Raw genomic sequence first — 16,447 nt, forward strand, 5'->3', positions numbered from 1 at the left:
TTCACACCTCCGAACGGCCAGAGTATCCCGGCGTCCTCGGGAGAGAACGTTTGCGTCCCTTCCCGGGACCTTCGGGGCGTAGCGGTTTCAGCGGGCGAGCAGATCCGCGCCGGACACCAATTCGGGCCAGCGGGGCGTCACGCCGTCACCGGAGGAGATGCCGCGCACCCTCCGCATGATCCACGGCCCGAGGAAGGTGCGCGCCCACTCGGCGTTCTGTCGACGCTGTTCGCGACGGGTCAGCTCGGCGGCGGCCTCGAGTTCGACGGGGGTGATGTCGTGCTCCACACCGAGCAGATCGAGGACCTCGGCGGCCATGCGGGTGTGGCCCAGAGGAGACATGTGCAGGCGGTCGGTGTCCCACATGCGGAAATCGTCGTAACCCTTGAGTCGCCAGTAATCGAAGACGACGACGCCGTGCCGTTCGGCGACCTCACGGAGCAATTCGTTGTAGATGGCGATGCGGCCGCGCAGCTTGCGGAACACCGGTGCCCAGCCGGTGTCGTAGGCGGTGAAGACCACGACCGTGGCGCCGGTGGCGACCAGTTTGCCGAGTGCGGCGTCGTAGCGGTCGAGCAGCGCGTCGAGGTCGATCGACGGGCGCATGATGTCGTTGCCGCCGGCGTAGAGGGTGACGAGGTCGGGGTTCATCGCGACCGCCTTGTCGAGCTGCTCGGCGATCACGGCGTCGAGCAGGCGGCCGCGGATCGCGAGATTCGCGTAGGCGAAGTCCGCGTTCTGTGCGGCGAGCTGTTCGGCGACCCGATCGGCCCAGCCGCGCAGACCGTTGGGCCGGGTCGGGTCCGTGTCACCGACGCCCTCGGTGAACGAATCCCCGAGCGCGACGAAGCGTGTGAAGCCCACGGTGTTGACCTCCCGGTCTGTCATGACGAATCCGGGGTCGACGCTAGTTGTGGCGGGCCCGCCGGGCCAAAGCCTGCGGCGTGGGTCACTGCCGCGCCGGACGGGCAGCTCGGCTCGGATTGCGGAAATCGGACCGATTAATTCGCAATCCGGATTCCGGTGCGAGCGAATTTCGACAGAGCGATCGGTCGGTATTCGACCGTATTTCGCGCTGGTGATCTCTCACTTTGCCCACCTGCGGTGAGAGTGTTTCACAACGCCCGCGCAATCTGTTCCGGTTACCTTGTCCGGCAGCCTGTTTCGGTTCGATTCGGGGAGGTCGTGGGGGGTGCTCGGGGTGGGTTGCGGCGTGAGTAGGATCACGTGATGTACTTCATTGGTCCGCCAAGTGAACGGGCCGGCGACAATTCGACGAAAATGCCGCTGCGGGAGAAAAGGGAACACCCGATGTTCGACAAGGTTCTGGTTGCCAACCGAGGTGAGATCGCGATCCGTGCGTTCCGCGCCGCCTACGAGTTGGGGGCGCGCACGGTCGCGGTGTACCCGTACGAGGATCGCAACTCGGTGCATCGCCTGAAGGCCGACGAGTCGTATCAGATCGGTCTGCCGGGCCACCCCGTGCGCGCATACCTGTCGGTCGAGGAAGTGGTGTCCGCAGCGGTGCGTTGCGGCGCCGACGCGATCTACCCCGGCTACGGTTTCCTGTCGGAGAACCAGGGCCTCGCCGCCGCCTGTGCCGAGGTCGGGATCACCTTCGTCGGGCCAAGCGCGGACATCCTGGAGATGACCGGCAACAAGGCCACCGCGGTGGCCGCGGCCAAGGCCGCGGGAATTCCCGTGCTGGCGAGTTCGGAGCCGTCGTCGGATCTCGACGAACTGCTCGCCGCCGCCGAGGACATGCACTTCCCGGTGTTCGTGAAGGCCGTCGCCGGCGGTGGCGGACGCGGTATGCGTCGCGTCGACGACCGTGCCGACCTCGCCGAGTCGATCGCCGCCGCATCGCGTGAGGCGGAGTCGGCGTTCGGCGACGCGACGGTGTTCCTCGAGCAGGCCGTGGTCAACCCGCGCCACATCGAGGTACAGATCCTCGCCGACACCCACGGCAACGTCATCCACCTGTACGAGCGCGACTGCAGCCTGCAGCGTCGTCACCAGAAGGTCATCGAGCTCGCGCCGGCCCCCAACCTCTCGGACGAGCTGCGGGAGAAGATCTGTGCCGACGCGGTGGCCTTCGCCCGCCACATCGGTTACACCTGCGCGGGCACCGTCGAGTTCCTCCTCGACGAGCAGGGACGCCACGTGTTCATCGAGATGAACCCGCGCATCCAGGTCGAGCACACCGTCACCGAGGAGATCACCGACGTCGACCTGGTGAGCTCGCAGCTGCGCATCGCGGCGGGGGAGTCCCTCGACGATCTCGGTCTGTCGCAGGAGTCCATCCGTATCCGCGGTGCCGCGCTGCAGTGCCGCATCACCACCGAGGACCCGTCGAACGGCTTCCGCCCCGACGTGGGTCGGATCACCGCCTACCGCAGCCCGGGCGGCGCGGGTGTCCGCCTCGACGGCGGCGCCAACCTCGGTGCCGAGGTGAGCGGTCACTTCGACTCGATGCTGGTCAAACTGACCTGTCGCGGACGGGATTTCCCGACCGCGGTGCGTCGTGCCCGGCGCGCGGTCGCCGAGTTCCGCATCCGCGGTGTGGCGACCAACATCCCGTTCCTGCAGGCCGTGCTCGATGATCCGGACTTCCGTGCCGGTCGGGTCACCACGTCGTTCATCGACGAGCGTCCGGGTCTGCTGACCCAGCGGTCGTCGGCTGACCGCGGTACCAAGATCCTGTCGTATCTGGCCGATGTGACGGTCAACAAGCCGCACGGGGAGCGGCCGACCACGGTGTATCCGCGGGACAAGCTGCCCACCGTCGAGCGCGCGGTGCTCGCGTCGCCGAAAGACGGTTCGCGGCAGCGTCTGCTGCAGTTGGGGCCGGAGGGATTCGCCCGTGATCTGCGGGAGAACCCGCGTCTGGGCATCACCGACACCACGTTCCGTGACGCGCACCAGTCGCTGCTGGCGACCCGCGTGCGTACCACCGGTCTGGTCAACGTCGCACCGTATGTCGCGGCGCTGACCCCGGAACTGCTGTCGGTGGAGTGCTGGGGTGGCGCGACCTACGATGTGGCGCTGCGCTTTTTGAAGGAAGATCCGTGGGATCGGTTGGCGCAGTTGCGTGAAGCGATGCCGAACATCTGTCTGCAGATGCTGCTGCGCGGCGCCAACACCGTGGGGTACACGCCGTACCCGACCAAGGTCACCACGGCCTTCGTCGAGGAGGCCACCGACGTCGGTATCGACATCTTCCGGATCTTCGACGCGCTCAACAACATCGACGCGATGCGCCCGGCGATCGACGCGGTGCGTGAGACGGGGACCGCGGTGGCCGAGGTGGCGATGAGCTACACAGGTGACCTGTCGTCGCCGTCGGAGGATCTGTACACCCTCGACTACTATCTGCGTCTGGCCGAGCAGATCGTCTCTGCCGGTGCGCATGTGCTGGCCATCAAGGACATGGCCGGTCTGTTGCGTGCGCCGGCGGCGACCAAGCTGGTCTCGGCGCTGCGCAAGAATTTCGACCTGCCGATCCATGTGCACACCCATGACACCCCGGGTGGTCAGCTGGCCACTTACATGGCTGCCTGGCAGGCCGGTGCGGACGCGGTGGACGGTGCGAGTGCCGCGCTGGCCGGTACGACCAGTCAGCCGCCGCTGTCGGCGATCGTCGCGGCGACCGCGAACACCGACCGCGACAGCGGAATCGACCTGGCCCGTGTCTGCGACCTCGAGCCGTACTGGGAGGCGCTGCGAAAGGTGTACGCGCCGTTCGAGTCCGGGCTCCCGGCCCCGACCGGTCGGGTGTACTCGCACGAGATCCCCGGCGGTCAGCTGTCGAACCTGCGTCAGCAGGCCATCTCGCTGGGATTGGGCAACCGCTTCGAGGCCGTCGAGCAGGCCTACGCCGCCGCCGACTCGATGCTGGGTCGTCTGGTCAAGGTGACACCGTCGTCGAAGGTCGTCGGTGACCTGGCGCTGGCGCTGGTGGGTCGCGGGATCACCGCGTCGGACTTCGCCGCCGACCCGGGCTCCTACGATATTCCCGATTCGGTGATCGGGTTCCTGCGTGGCGAACTCGGCGACCCGCCCGGTGGCTGGCCGGAGCCGCTGCGCAGCCTCGCGCTCGAGGGTCGGGCGCCGGCACCGGAGGTCAAGCAGCTGACCGCCGATGACGAGGCGCTCCTGGACAAGCCCGGCCGCGATCGCCAGGTGCGTCTCAATCACCTGCTGTTCCCCGGCCCCGCCAAGGAGTTCGAGGAGCACTACGAGACCTACGGTGACACCTCGCGGTTGTCGGCGAACCAGTTCTTCTACGGTCTGCGCTATGGCGAGGAGCATCGGGTCAACCTCGAGCCCGGGGTTGAGCTGATGATCGGTCTCGAGGCCATCAGCGAGCCCGACGAGAAGGGCATGCGCACCGTGATGTGCGTGCTCAACGGTCAGCTCCGTCCGATCGCGGTCCGCGACCACAGCATCGACTCCGCGGTCGCCAGCGCAGAGAAGGCCGACCGTGCCAACCCGAAGCACGTCGGGGCGCCGTTCGCCGGTGTCGTGTCCCTGTCGGTCGACGTGGGTGACGAGGTCGCCGTCGGCGCGACCATCGGCACCATCGAGGCGATGAAGATGGAGGCCGCCATCACCGCACCCGTCGGCGGCAAGGTCACGCGCGTCGCGATCGGCCCGGTCACCCAGGTGTCGCCGGGTGATCTGCTCATCGAGATCAGCTGACCTGCACCCCATCCGGGTTTCGCTCACCGGCTCCGTTCCCGCTCACCCGATTCGGGTGAGCGGGAACGGAACTCGTGAGCGGCAGCGCTTTCACACTGTGGAGTTGTCAAAGAACGAGGCGGTTTCGCGGCTGATGGTGTGTCAGGCGGCGTCGTCGAGTCGCATGGTGCGTCGGTTGTAGGCAGGTAGTGGCCGCCGTTGCGGGTCGATGTCGGCGGGCGGGATGAGCCAGGGGTGGCGGTCGAAGCCGATCATTATGTCCCACCCGTTGTGGTGGACCTGGGTGTGGCAGCGCTGGCACAGCAGGCAGCCGTTGTCGAGCTCGGTCTCACCGTCATCGCTCCAGTGCACGATGTGATGAACCTGGGTATGTGAGTGCGGCGCACCGCAACTGATGCAACATCTGTCCCGGATGATGATGGCTTTGCGGATGTGTGCCGGGAACAGGCGTCGTTCACGACCCATCTCCAGGGGCACGGTTTCGCCGTCGATGATGATCTCGGTGATCGTGCCGTCGCAGGAGAGTTTCTGCGCGGTGGCCTGGGTAACCGACCCGGTCCAAGGTAGGAAGGCGGGATCACCACCGTCGGCGGGGATGGTCAACAGGGTCTGGGTACGTGGTGCACCGATGCTGTCCAGGGATGCGCCTTGTGCTGCTTGGTCGAGGAGGAACTCGAGGGCGTCGACGCGTCGTTGATCGACGGAGCGGCGGTCGTCGGCGCCGTCGGGTTCGGGGCGTGGTGTAGCACGTTCGTCGATCATGGCGATGAACTTCTCGCCCACGGCCTGTGTCACGTTGGCATGAATCTCGACGCGGCTGTCGTCGGTGGTGTGGTGCGACAACGTGTCCAGAGACTTGTCGTCGGACGCGGGGATGCCGTCATCGTCGTCGGCGATGGCATTGCCGATCGTCCGAGCGTGCTTCTGCATCTCGGCGGGTGTGGCACCGGACAGAGCCTGGGTGAGGGTTCGGTTTCGTAGATCGTTCGATCGTGGTCGGAAAGTGCTGTGGGTGAGCGTTTCTGGATTGTGCTGAGTCCGCGCACGATGGCGTCGACGACTTCACCTGAGAGGCGCCCGTCGGCGGCGTAGGCCTCGACCTTGCCCAGGTTGCCGATGTTCTCGGCGATACGGGCAGCGCGTGTGGCGACGGCGGGCGGGAAACCCATCTCGATCAACAGTCTCCCGGTGGTGGAACCATGTCGCTCCGCCACTGTGAGATCGTCGAGATTGGCTGTGTGCGAGGTGAGTAGATGGTCCGCCGCGTTGCGGATCAGTCGAATCGTCTCGAGTTGGGCGAAAGTCTTTGCCCCGGTCGGGTCGTCGGCGGGTGGGGTGACCTCGATGAGTTGGTGGAGAATCTGGTCCAGCGGTGCCATGACTCCACTTTACGGGAACATACGTTCGATCGCTGTCACTTTTCGTGTGCACCAACGGTGCGAATCATCATGATTTGCAAGATATTTCGTATGGCGAACAGTCGGCGGATTTGTTGACGCGGCACCATTTCCTTCTCGCTCGTGATGTCCCACCAGCGCGAGAGGAAGAGGCGAGCGGTAAGGAAACGGTTACGCAGGAACGGAATTCGTGAGCGTCAGTCGACGATCGTGTCCGCCCGCGCGCGGGTCGTGGCGATGAGTTCCGCATTGGGTTCGTCGACGGCCTCGATCCAGGCGCGCGCCTCGGCGTCGGTTTTACCGGCGGCGATGTGCCGTTTCCGGAGCCGCTCGCGGCGGACCTCCGCGTCGGCGTCGACGTAGACCAGGCGGTCGAGGAGGGGGCGTACGTGGCGCCACCCGGGTTGGTCGAGGCCGAGGTAGTTGCCCTCGACGACCACGAGCCGCGCGGTGGCGGGCACGATGAGCGACGCTGCGATCGGTTCGCCGGTGGTGTGGTCGAAGTCGGGGACGTACACGGTTTCGCCGCCGTGGGCGATGCGTGCGAGTGTGGCAACGAATCCCGCGGCGTCGAAGGTGTCGTGCGCGCCCTTGCGGTCGCGGCGGCCGAGTCGCTCGAGTACCGCGTTCGACAGGTGGAAGCCGTCCATCGGGACGTACCCGACCGCGTCGGCGCACAGCGTGGTGGAGAACTCATGGACGAGGGTCCGGGCCAGCGTTGTCTTTCCTGCTCCCGGCGGGCCGGTGATGCCGACCATCACGCGGTCGGCGGTCTCGAGGAGCGCGGCGACGTCGGGGGCGGTCATCCGTGTTCAGCTACCGCGGTATGTCGAATACGCGAACGGGCTCAGCAGTACCGGGACGTGATAGTGGCGGTCGGCGTCATCGACCTCGAAGCAGATGTCGATCTCCGGGTAGAACGCCTTGATGCCGTTGTCGGCGAACCAGTTCCCGGTGTCGAAGACCAGATGGTAGATGCCGGGGACGAGGGCCTCGGTGTTGACCTTGCCGATGCGTCCGTCCGAATCGGTGGTGCCCGAAGCCAATTCGGTGCCCGATGCGTCCTGTAGGGACACCTCGACGCCGACGGCAGGGGAGCCCGACGTGGCGTCGAGGACATGGGTGGACAGACCGGTCATACGGAGGCTCCCTCGTCGGTGTCTGGTGTCATCAGCATACGGATCAGGCGGCTGCGGTTGATCTTCGCCAGCTCGGTGCGCAGCACGCGGCGTTCGGTCGCGGGGTCGTTGTCCATGCGTTCCTTGAGGATTCCGAGCAGCTCGTCGGCAGGGCGGCCGTTGGCGAACACCAGGTAGACGTGGCCGAACTTGTCCTCGTAGGCCGCGTTGTACTTCTTCAGTTCGTCGATGACCGCCGTGTCCGCGCCGGACACCCCGGACTGTTCACGGGCCGACGAGGCGTTGTCGGGCCGGTCGCCGATCCGGGGATGCCCGGCGAGAGCCTGGTCGATATCGGTCTCGGTCAGCTCGACCAGGAGTTCGTCGGCGCGATCCAGCAGTTCTTGTGGATCGGCGAACGGCCGCTCCTCTGCGACGCGTCGTGCCCAGGTGGGCGAGCTGCAGCAGGCGAGGAGCCGCTCGACACATGCGTCGGCGGGCAGCACGTTGAAGCGGTCGAGCTGTCCTCGGTCGCCGGGGTCGAGGTCTTCGTCTGGGCGCACGCGTACAGCCTAGGAGGTCGGCGTCCGGACCGGCGGTCACCAGCGGCCCCGGGAATTGTGGAAGATGGAACAGTGACTGCGTCAGGTGAGGACAGCGAGATCGGTGAGGTTCTCGGTGTGGTGCTCGCCGCCGGTGCGGGTAGCCGGTACGGGATGCCCAAGATCCTTGCCCACGACGGCGTCTGGCTGAAGGCGTCGACGAACGCGCTGCGCGCCGGTGGGTGCGCGGACATCGCGGTCGCGATGGGGGCCGCAATCGTCGCGCCACCCGTCGGCGTCACCGCGCTCGTTGTCGACGACTGGGCTGACGGCCTCGGCGCGTCGGTATCGGCGGCGCTCGGCTGGGCTTCTCGCCGGCCCGGGGTGGGTGGCGTGGTGCTCACCGTGGTCGACACGCCCGATGTCGGACCCGAGGTGGTGCGTCGCATCGTCGACGCGTCCGGAGGGCGGCGCGGGGATCTGGTCCGTGCGGTCTTCGACGGCCGGCGGGGGCATCCGGTGTACATCGGCGCCGATCATCTCGGTCCGGCAGTCGAGGTCATCCACGGGGATGTCGGTGCGCAGCGGTATCTGCGAGATCACGAGGTGACCTGCGTCGAATGTGGCGACCTGGCCACGGGCCGGGACATCGACACCAGGGAATGAGCCGCCGCCTCCGGCGTGCCCATTTCGAGACCTTCTCGTCGCCGTTCCGGTGCACGGGGATCCGGCTTCTGCTGATCGTCCGTGCATAGGGTGCAGAGAAGAGCCCGCGTCGGTACAGCCAGAGCCGACGCAAAACCGGGCCCGTCGAAGACCATCACCGGCGAAGAAGGTGATCACGTGGCGCGAGGACACCGCCGTCGAATCGTCGCGCTGGTCGCCGCGCTGGCCGCGGGCCTCGGACTGGCCGCGTGCGCGGGATCGCCGGACCAGGCCGCGTCCGAGCGGCCCGCCGCCCAGGATGCCCACCTTCCGCCCGGCTTCGACACCACTTTCCGCTGGTCGTCCACACCGGTGCTGGACCCGCAGTCCGATGAGGGGACCTTTGTCCGCGCCTACGTCGAGTCGTTCGAGATCGCCAACGCCGGGGCGTCGGTCGAATGGGGATACCCGGGGTTCGCCGAGGCCTCGCCGTCGAACATCGATCAGATGGTGACCGCCTACCCGTCCGAGGTCTCCGAGGCCCGACGTCAGGTCGGCACCGCGTTCTACACCGGGCTACGACGCGTAGACGACGTCGACTGGACGCGAATCGTGCTGTGCCGTCAGGGATATCGTTCGGTGGAGAGCGATGGGACGTGGGCGGTCGGGTATGACACGTCGCGTCCCGTCGAAATCGACATCCGACGCACCGGGGACCAGCCGCCGGCGGCTCCGCGGGGTGGTCAGCGGACGCCGGAGACCGACGTCTTCGGCGGCTGGTACACCTCGCGGTACGACTTCTCCGCCCTGTATCCCACCCCGACCGCCGACCAGAAGGCTTGCGCGGCAACGCGACAGGTGGGGATGCCGCACTGGCTTCCCGCCCAGGCCGACGAGCCGTGGCCGGTGTCGCCCGCGGTACCGGGCTGGTCGACCTATCCCGGAGTCGGCTGACTCACTGGTCCGGTAAACCCTCGAGCAGGTCGTCGAGGTGCACGGGCAGGTCCCGGACGCGCACGCCGGTTGCGTTGTACACCGCGTTGACGACGGCCGCCGCACTGCCGACGATGCCGATCTCGCCGGCGCCGCGCGATCCCATCGGCGTCGCGTGTTCGTCGGGATCGTCGAGCCAGACGGCGTCGACGTCGGCGATGTCGGCGTGCACGGGCACGTGGTATTCGGCGAGATCCTGGGTGACGACGTGCCCGAAGCGCGGATCGCGGACGCTCTCCTCGAGCAGTGCCATCGAGATGCCGAACGTCATCCCCCCGATGAGCTGGGACCGCACCGTGCGCGGATTGATGGCGCGCCCGATCGAGAACACCCCGAGCATGCGGGGGATGCGGATCTCGCCGGTGTCGACGTCGACGCGGACCTCGACGAAGTGGGCACCGAACGAGGCGATCCGGAATTTCTTCAGATCGGGGTTCTCGTCGGTCTTGGCGCTGACCTCGGCGCCGTCGGCCGGAGCGTCGCCGAACCGGGTGCGAAATCGTTGTGCCGCGGTGACGATTGCCGATCCCCACGACGATGTGCCCGACGACCCGCCCGCGACAGAGCCGCTCGGCAGGGCGCTGTCACCGATCTGCAGGTCGACTTGTTCCGGCTCGATCCCGAGCGCGTCGGCGGCGATGAGCGTCAGTGCCGTCCACGCTCCCGTGCCGATGTCGGTGGCCGCGATCCGCACCGCGTACCGGCCGTCCCGATAGGAGATGGAGGCCTCGTTGCCCGGGTTCACCATGTGCGGATACGTCGACGCCGCGACGCCGTAGCCGATGAGCTGTCGTCCGTCGCGGGTCGTGCCGGGCTCGGCGCGGCGACGGTCCCAGCCGAACCGTTCGGCGCCCTCGCGGAGACATCGGACGAGCTGCCGCGACGACCACGGTTTCCCGCTCTCCGGGTCGTCGGCGGGTTCGTTGCGGACGCGCTGTTCGATCGGGTCGAGTCCGACGGCGTGGGCGAGTTCGTCGATCGCGACCTCACCCGCGAACATCCCGGGCGCTTCGCCGGGGGCGCGGAACCAGAACGGCGGGGGGACGTCGAGGGGGACGACGTGGTGGTCGGTGCGCCGGTTGGGGGCGGTGTACATCATCCGCGACGAGACGGCCGCCTGCTCGGCGAACTCCTTCGCATGAGCGGAGTGCGCGTGTGCCTCGTGGATCAATGCGGTGATGTTGCCGTCGCCGTCCGCGGCGATGCGCAGCCGGGCACGCGTCGGCGCACGATGGCCGACGTAGGCGAACATGTGCTGGCGCGTCACCGCGAACTTCACGGCCCGGCCGGGCACCCGCATCGCGGCCATGGCGGCCAGCACGTCGTGCGAATGAGGGGAACCCTTGGACCCGAACCCGCCCCCGACATGCGGCGCGATCACCCGCATCTGTGCGGGTTCGAGTCCAAGGACGGGCGCCAACGCGGAGACCACGCCCTGCGTCGACTGCGTCGAGTCGTACAGGGTGAGGAGCTTCTCGTCGGGCGCCCACGTCGCGACCACGGTGTGTGGTTCCATCGGGTTGTTGTGCTCTTCCGGCGTGGAGTACCACTCGTCGACCACCACCGAACCGGACGGAGGGTCGTCGAGGATCCGGTCGGGTTCGCCGCTCTCGGAGGTGGGTTCGAAGCCGCCGTTCACCTTCTCCGGCCGGTACCGATTGGGATGGTCGGCGCGGAACTCGGTGTCATGGGGTGCCTCGTCGTAGGACACGGTCACCGAAGCTGCTGCCTCCCGGGCGATTTCGGGAGATTCGGCGACCACAGCGCCGATGAGTTGACCGCGGTAGGCGACCTCCGGCGTCTGCAGGATGGTGAGATCGCCGTCGGAGGTGTCGGCCAGCCGGGGTGCATTGTCGATGGTGAGGACCGCGACGACACCTTCGGTCGATTCCGCTGCGGCGGTGTCCATCGAGGTCACCCGGCCGCGGGCGACGGTCGCGGTGATCGGCCACAGGTAGGTTGCGTCGGTGAGGTGTTCGTATGCGTACGGCGCTGTACCGCGGACCTTTTCGACGCCGTCGATCCGCGCATGGCCGATGGGGGCGGGCGACGATCCGACGACGCTCATCGGGTCAGCTCCTCGAGGACGGCGCTGAGGGTGCGACGGACGAGTGGGATCTTGAACTCGTTCCCGTCCAGGGGCCGGGCGTCGGCGAGTTCGGCATCGGCTGCCTCGGTGAACAACTCGCGCGACGGTTGCCGCCCGCGGAGGACGGCTTCGGCGCGTTCGGCGCGCCAGGGTTTGTGCGCGACGCCGCCCAGGGCGATCCGCGCCTCGCCGATGGTGGCCCCGTCGGTCGTGTCCCCGTCCATGGTGACCTCCGCGCCGACCGAGACCAGTGCGAAGGCATACGACGCCCGGTCGCGGACCTTGCGGTACGTCGAGACGGACCCGGCCGGCGGCGCGGGGATGTCGATCGCGACGATGACGTCGTGCGGGTCGAGGACCGTGTCCAGGTCGGGATGTTCACCGGGGTGGCGGTACAGCGCGCGGACATCGAGTTCGCGTTCGCCGTCCGGACCCTGCACGACGATCCGCGCATCCAGGGCGGTGAGCGCGACGGCCATGTCCGACGGGTGGGTGGCCACGCAGGTGTTCGGGTCGTCGGCGTCGGGAGTGCCGAGGATGGCGTGATAGCGCGTGTAGCCGCCGATCGCCGAGCAGCCGCTACCGGGTGAGCGCTTGTTGCACGGCGTCGTGACGTCCTGGAAGTAGACGCATCGCGTCCGCTGCAGCAGGTTTCCGGCGTTGGTCGCCAGGTTGCGCAACTGCGGTGATGCGCCCGCCAGCAGCGCGCGGGCGAGGATCGGGTAGCGGCGTCGGACCAGGGGATGGGCAGCTGTGTCGGCGTTGCGGGCGGTCGCGCCGAGACGCAGGGAACCGTCGGCGTTCTCACTGATCTGGTCCAGGGGGAGTCGTGAGATGTCCACGAGCGCAGGCGGGTTGGCGACACCGAGTTTCATGTGGTCGACGAGGTTGGTGCCGCCGGCGAGCAGTTTCGCGCCGGGATGGTCGCGGAGGAAGTCGACGGCTCCGGCCACGTCGTCGGCGCGTTCGTAGGCGAAGGGGATCATCGTTCCGCCGCCTGCCGGATCGCCGCGACGATGTTGGGGTAGGCCGCGCAGCGACACAGATTGCCGCTCATCCGTTCCCGGATCTCGTCGTCGCCGAGAGCCTCGTCCGCCGCGTCGGGGTCGAGGTCATCGGTGGCGTGACTGGGGTGCCCGTTCTTCGCCTCGTCGAGCATGCCGACCGCCGAGCACACCTGGCCCGGTGTGCAGTATCCGCATTGGAAGGCGTCCTGGTCGATGAACGCCTGCTGGAGGGGATGGAGGTCGCCGGGTTCGGCGAGTCCTTCCGCAGTGACGATCTCGGAGCCCTCGTAGCTGACGGCGAACGACAGGCAACTGATGACGCGCCGGCCGTCGACGAGGACCGTGCACGAGCCGCACTGGCCGTGGTCGCAACCCTTCTTGGGCGAAAAGATGCCCAGGCGATCGCGCAGACCGTCGAGGAGGGTGGTGCGGGTGTCGACCACGACCTCGTGTGCCACACCGTTGACCGAGAGAGAGACCCTGGCTTCCACATGGCGCGGATACCCGGCGGTGTGAAGCCCAAACCAATCCCATGGCTCCGTATTCGTCTGGAACAATCGGCGGAATGGCCCCCTCGAGACCCAGAGTCGTCGTCATCGGAGCAGGATTCGCGGGCATGCATTGCGTTCGGCGGTTGCGGAACGCCGCGGTCGACGTGACGCTGGTCGATCGCAGCACCAGCCACGTCTTCCAGCCGCTGCTCTACCAATGCGCCACCGGGTTGCTGTCCGAAGGTGCGATCTCGAGTCCGATCAGGCACCTGACCCGGCGCCAGCGCAATCTCGACGTCGTCCTCGGGGAGGCCGCCGACATCGACGTCGAGACGCGCGAGGTCGTCGTCGACCGTCTCGATCGGTCGTCATTCCGACTGCCCTACGACTATCTCGTGGTGGGGACCGGGATGCGGACCGCGTACCGGGGCAACGACCAGTTCGCGAAATATGCACCGGGAATGAAGACCCTCGACGACGCGCTGACGATCCGCCGCAAGATCATGGCCGCCTTCGAGATGGCGGAGACGGTCACCGACCCCGAGGAGCAGCGCTCCTGGCTGACCTTCGCGGTCGCGGGTGGTGGACCGACGGGAGTGGAGCTCGCGGGCCAGATTCGTGAACTCGCGACTCGTGCTCTGGAACGCGAATACGACGCCATCGATCCGGCACACGCCCGGGTCCTGCTGCTGCACGGTGGGGATCGGGTGTTGCCGTCGTTCAACGTCCGACTGTCGGCCAGTGCCCAGCGAACCCTCGACGACCTCGGCGTGGAGACGCACCTCGGCGTGCACGTGACCGATGTCGGCGACGACTACGTGGAGACCACCCGCAAGGCCGACAAACACAAAGATCGGTATCCGGCGCGAACGACGCTGTGGACCACCGGCGTCGAGGCGGTCCCGTTCGCCGCCACCCTGGCGACCGCGCTCGGCGTCGAACAGGATCGGGCGGGCCGAATCTCGGTGGAGGCGGATCTGTCGGTCCCCGGACATCCCGAGGTGTTCGTCGCCGGCGACATGATGGCGTACAAGGACCTTGCCGGCGTCGCCGAGGTCGCCATGCAGGGTGGACACCACGTCGGCCGCGTGATCGCCGAAAGTGCAGGAGGACAGCAGGAACGGTCGCCGTTCAAGTACCGCGACCTCGGCACCGCCGCCTACATCGCGCGGCGTCGGGCCATCGTGCAGTCCGGTCGGTTCCAGATGTCGGGGTTCCCGGGCTGGGTCGCCTGGGGCGTCATCCACATCGCCTTCCTGGCCGGAATCCGCAACCGGCTGGGTACCGTGATGACCTGGGGTGCAACGCTGCTGACCGACTCACGCCGGGAGCGGGCGATCATCTACGGCGACACCGAGACCGCGCGGACGCCGTACGCGCGTCGGGAAGCGAAGTAGGTCAACAGGGCTCGGCGGCGGCCTCGCCGGCCGTGCTCAGACCTTCATGCGCATGTACGCGACGACCTTCTCCCAGTTCTCGAAGCCGGCCTGCTTGAAGTGGATGTGTTCGCCCTCGAAGGCATCGACGCCCCGCATGGTCCGGTCGTCGATGATGAAGTCTCCCTTGTTCAGGTTCTTGTGGTGCGACAGGATGACCCGCTTGTAGGCGGGGGACTTCTTGTCACGGCCCAGATGCATCTTCACCAGCTCTGAGAGTCGGCGACGGCGCGTCCGGCGAACCTCAACTCGACTCCCAGACCTCGATCGAAGTCTGGGAGTCGAGTCGAGGTTCGCCGGTCAGTGGTCCGACGGCCTGGGACGAGTGTTCCGCGGAACGCTTGTCCGACGACGCGCGGCCTGGTATCCAGATTAGAACACGTTCTAATTCTGACCTGGCGAGGAGTCTGTATGCACACCCCGATCTGCGATGAGCTCGGTATCGAGTTCCCGATCTTCGCGTTCACCCACTGTCGTGACGTCGTGGTCGCGGTCAGCAAGGCGGGCGGCTACGGAGTGCTCGGCGCGGTGGGCTTCACGCCGGAGCAGCTCGAGATCGAGCTGAACTGGATCGACGAGCACATCGGCGATCACCCGTACGGCGTCGACATCGTGATCCCCAACAAATACGAGGGCATGGACGCGAACATGTCGGCCGAGGAGCTCACCAAGATGCTCCAGTCGATGGTGCCGAACGAGACCCTCGAGTTCGGCCGCAAACTGCTCCTCGACCACGGCGTGCCGCTCGCCGACGGCGACGACAACTCGCTGCAGCTGCTCGGCTGGACCGAGGCGACCGCGACGCCGCAGGTCGAGATCGCGCTGCAGCATCCGAAGGTCACGCTGATCGCCAACGCGCTCGGCACGCCGCCGAAGGACATGATCGAGAAGATCCAGGCCGCGGGACGCAAGGTCGCGGCGCTGTGCGGATCGCCGAAGCAGGCGCGCAAGCATGCCGACGCCGGTGTCGACATCATCATTGCCCAGGGCGGCGAGGGTGGCGGCCACTGCGGTGAGGTCGGCTCGATCGTGCTGTGGCCCCAGGTCGTCAAAGAGGTTGCCCCCGTGCCTGTTCTGGCCGCCGGCGGTATCGGCAGCGGCGAGCAGATCGCGGCCGCACTCGCGCTCGGCGCGCAGGGTGCGTGGAGTGGTTCGCAGTGGCTGATGGTCGAGGAGGCGGAGAACACCCCCGTCCAGCAGCAGACCTACATCGACGCATCGAGCCGCGACACCGTTCGCAGCCGCTCGTTCACCGGTAAGCCGTGCCGCATGCTGCGCAACGACTGGACCGAGGCATGGGAAAACCCCGAGAACCCCGATCCGCTGGGAATGCCGTTGCAGTACATGGTCTCCGGTATGGCTGTCGCCGCGACGCACAAGCATCCCGACGAGAGCATCGACGTCGCCTTCAACCCCGTCGGCCAGGTCGTCGGGCAATTCAAGAAGGTCGAGAAGACCTCGGCGGTTATCGAACGCTGGGTGACCGAGTACATCGAGGCGACCGGCAACCTGGACGCATTCGCAAACGCGACCGCGTAAGCGTCACAGCGCAATTCACGAGCGCGGGGAACGGCGAGCAGTCGCCGTTCCCCGCGCTCGTGGCGGTGGGAGGGCCTCAGCCGATGGTGCGGGAGATGTCTTGCTCCACGGTGAGATCCAGCGCACCCTCGGCAAACCAAGTCACCGGCCCGGTCGCCGCGTCGAGCGCCTCGTCGTAACCCTCGCGAGCCTGACCCCACAGTTGACCGGAGGAGCCGTCCGGCGTCACGCCGATCAGCGCGATGAGTTCACCGGTGGTGGGGATGCAGATGGCCCATACGAATCGGGTCTCGGATTCCCAGTCGTCGTTGGCTTTCGCCACGTACTCGCCGGGGTCGTCGACCCCGAGAAGAGACAACGTCGGGACGTCGGTGATCCGGTCGTCCGCACGAAGCGAACGCAGATACCAAGTCCCGGCGTTGATCTCGACTGGTTGCACGACGTTCCTTCGATCAAGGAGCGAGCCACGAAGGCGGGGAGGTCATCTCA

14 protein-coding genes and 1 pseudogene are annotated in these 16,447 nt (G+C 67.3%); 5 read left to right on the forward strand and 10 right to left on the reverse strand.

From position 1 onward, the window contains the following. Positions 1–87: 87 nt before the first annotated feature. Positions 88–888 (reverse strand): SGNH/GDSL hydrolase family protein, encoded by an 801-nt coding sequence (locus GOALK_RS12745; protein ID WP_006359234.1) that lies wholly within the window; start codon positions 886–888, stop codon positions 88–90. A gap of 423 nt (positions 889–1,311) precedes the next feature. Between GOALK_RS12745 and GOALK_RS12750 the strand changes: the two genes are divergently transcribed. Further along, positions 1,312–4,701 carry a pyruvate carboxylase gene (locus GOALK_RS12750; protein ID WP_040004189.1) on the forward strand — a complete coding sequence of 1,130 codons (3,390 nt, stop codon included), beginning with the start codon at positions 1,312–1,314 and terminating at the stop codon, positions 4,699–4,701. Between the two features lie 141 nt (positions 4,702–4,842). On the opposite strand, the pseudogene GOALK_RS12755 reads toward GOALK_RS12750, so the two are convergent. The 4 genes and pseudogenes from GOALK_RS12755 to uraD form a co-directional block, all read right to left on the reverse strand. Next, positions 4,843–6,080, reverse strand: a pseudogene (locus GOALK_RS12755) (HNH endonuclease). Between the two features lie 215 nt (positions 6,081–6,295). Continuing rightward, positions 6,296–6,904 (reverse strand): nucleoside/nucleotide kinase family protein, encoded by a 609-nt coding sequence (locus GOALK_RS12760; protein ID WP_006359237.1) that lies wholly within the window; start codon positions 6,902–6,904, stop codon positions 6,296–6,298. A 6-nt stretch (positions 6,905–6,910) separates the two neighbouring features. Further along, the gene (gene uraH, locus GOALK_RS12765; RefSeq protein WP_006359238.1) at positions 6,911–7,237 is read right to left on the reverse strand and encodes a hydroxyisourate hydrolase; all 327 of its coding nucleotides are present in this window, start codon (positions 7,235–7,237) and stop codon (positions 6,911–6,913) included. Beyond that, the gene (gene uraD / locus GOALK_RS12770) at positions 7,234–7,779 is read right to left on the reverse strand and encodes a 2-oxo-4-hydroxy-4-carboxy-5-ureidoimidazoline decarboxylase (RefSeq protein WP_006359239.1); all 546 of its coding nucleotides are present in this window, start codon (positions 7,777–7,779) and stop codon (positions 7,234–7,236) included. The genes uraH and uraD overlap by 4 nt, the downstream gene beginning before the upstream one ends. Positions 7,780–7,851: 72 nt before the next feature. On the opposite strand from uraD, the gene GOALK_RS12775 reads away from it, so the two are divergent. Both GOALK_RS12775 and GOALK_RS12780 read left to right on the forward strand, forming a co-directional pair. Then, positions 7,852–8,424 carry a nucleotidyltransferase family protein gene (locus tag GOALK_RS12775; RefSeq protein WP_006359240.1) on the forward strand — a complete coding sequence of 191 codons (573 nt, stop codon included), beginning with the start codon at positions 7,852–7,854 and terminating at the stop codon, positions 8,422–8,424. A gap of 210 nt (positions 8,425–8,634) precedes the next feature. Continuing rightward, on the forward strand, positions 8,635–9,357 hold the full coding sequence (locus GOALK_RS12780; protein WP_040004197.1) for a hypothetical protein: 723 nt from the start codon (positions 8,635–8,637) through the stop codon (positions 9,355–9,357). Position 9,358: 1 nt separating this feature from the next. Here the strand turns inward: GOALK_RS12780 and GOALK_RS12785 are convergent, their stop codons facing one another. The 3 genes from GOALK_RS12785 to GOALK_RS12795 are packed head-to-tail and all read right to left on the reverse strand — an operon-like array spanning position 9,359 to position 12,983. After that, complete coding sequence (locus GOALK_RS12785; protein ID WP_006359242.1) at positions 9,359–11,464, reverse strand: xanthine dehydrogenase family protein molybdopterin-binding subunit; 2,106 nt, start codon at positions 11,462–11,464, stop codon at positions 9,359–9,361. Continuing rightward, a complete protein-coding gene (locus tag GOALK_RS12790) occupies positions 11,461–12,471 on the reverse strand; it encodes an FAD binding domain-containing protein (RefSeq protein ID WP_006359243.1) in 1,011 nt (336 codons plus the stop codon). Before GOALK_RS12790 ends, GOALK_RS12785 begins: the two co-directional genes overlap by 4 nt. Next, on the reverse strand, positions 12,468–12,983 hold the full coding sequence (locus GOALK_RS12795; RefSeq protein ID WP_006359244.1) for a (2Fe-2S)-binding protein: 516 nt from the start codon (positions 12,981–12,983) through the stop codon (positions 12,468–12,470). Before GOALK_RS12795 ends, GOALK_RS12790 begins: the two co-directional genes overlap by 4 nt. Positions 12,984–13,057: 74 nt before the next feature. Between GOALK_RS12795 and GOALK_RS12800 the strand changes: the two genes are divergently transcribed. Then, a complete protein-coding gene (locus tag GOALK_RS12800) occupies positions 13,058–14,380 on the forward strand; it encodes an NAD(P)/FAD-dependent oxidoreductase (RefSeq protein WP_040004190.1) in 1,323 nt (440 codons plus the stop codon). A gap of 36 nt (positions 14,381–14,416) precedes the next feature. Here GOALK_RS12800 and GOALK_RS12805 read toward each other — a convergent pair whose 3' ends face one another. Then, entirely contained in the window at positions 14,417–14,626 is a 210-nt protein-coding gene (locus GOALK_RS12805; protein ID WP_006359246.1) for a hypothetical protein, read from the reverse strand. Between the two features lie 204 nt (positions 14,627–14,830). Here GOALK_RS12805 and GOALK_RS12810 point away from each other — a divergent pair, with 204 nt between their 5' ends. After that, the gene (locus GOALK_RS12810) at positions 14,831–15,958 is read left to right on the forward strand and encodes a nitronate monooxygenase (protein WP_006359247.1); all 1,128 of its coding nucleotides are present in this window, start codon (positions 14,831–14,833) and stop codon (positions 15,956–15,958) included. Between the two features lie 76 nt (positions 15,959–16,034). Here the strand turns inward: GOALK_RS12810 and GOALK_RS12815 are convergent, their stop codons facing one another. Next, positions 16,035–16,397 (reverse strand): GNAT family N-acetyltransferase, encoded by a 363-nt coding sequence (locus GOALK_RS12815; RefSeq protein ID WP_006359248.1) that lies wholly within the window; start codon positions 16,395–16,397, stop codon positions 16,035–16,037. Positions 16,398–16,447 lie beyond the last annotated feature (50 nt).

Source organism: Gordonia alkanivorans NBRC 16433 (assembly GCF_000225505.1).
Classification (GTDB): domain Bacteria; phylum Actinomycetota; class Actinomycetes; order Mycobacteriales; family Mycobacteriaceae; genus Gordonia; species Gordonia alkanivorans.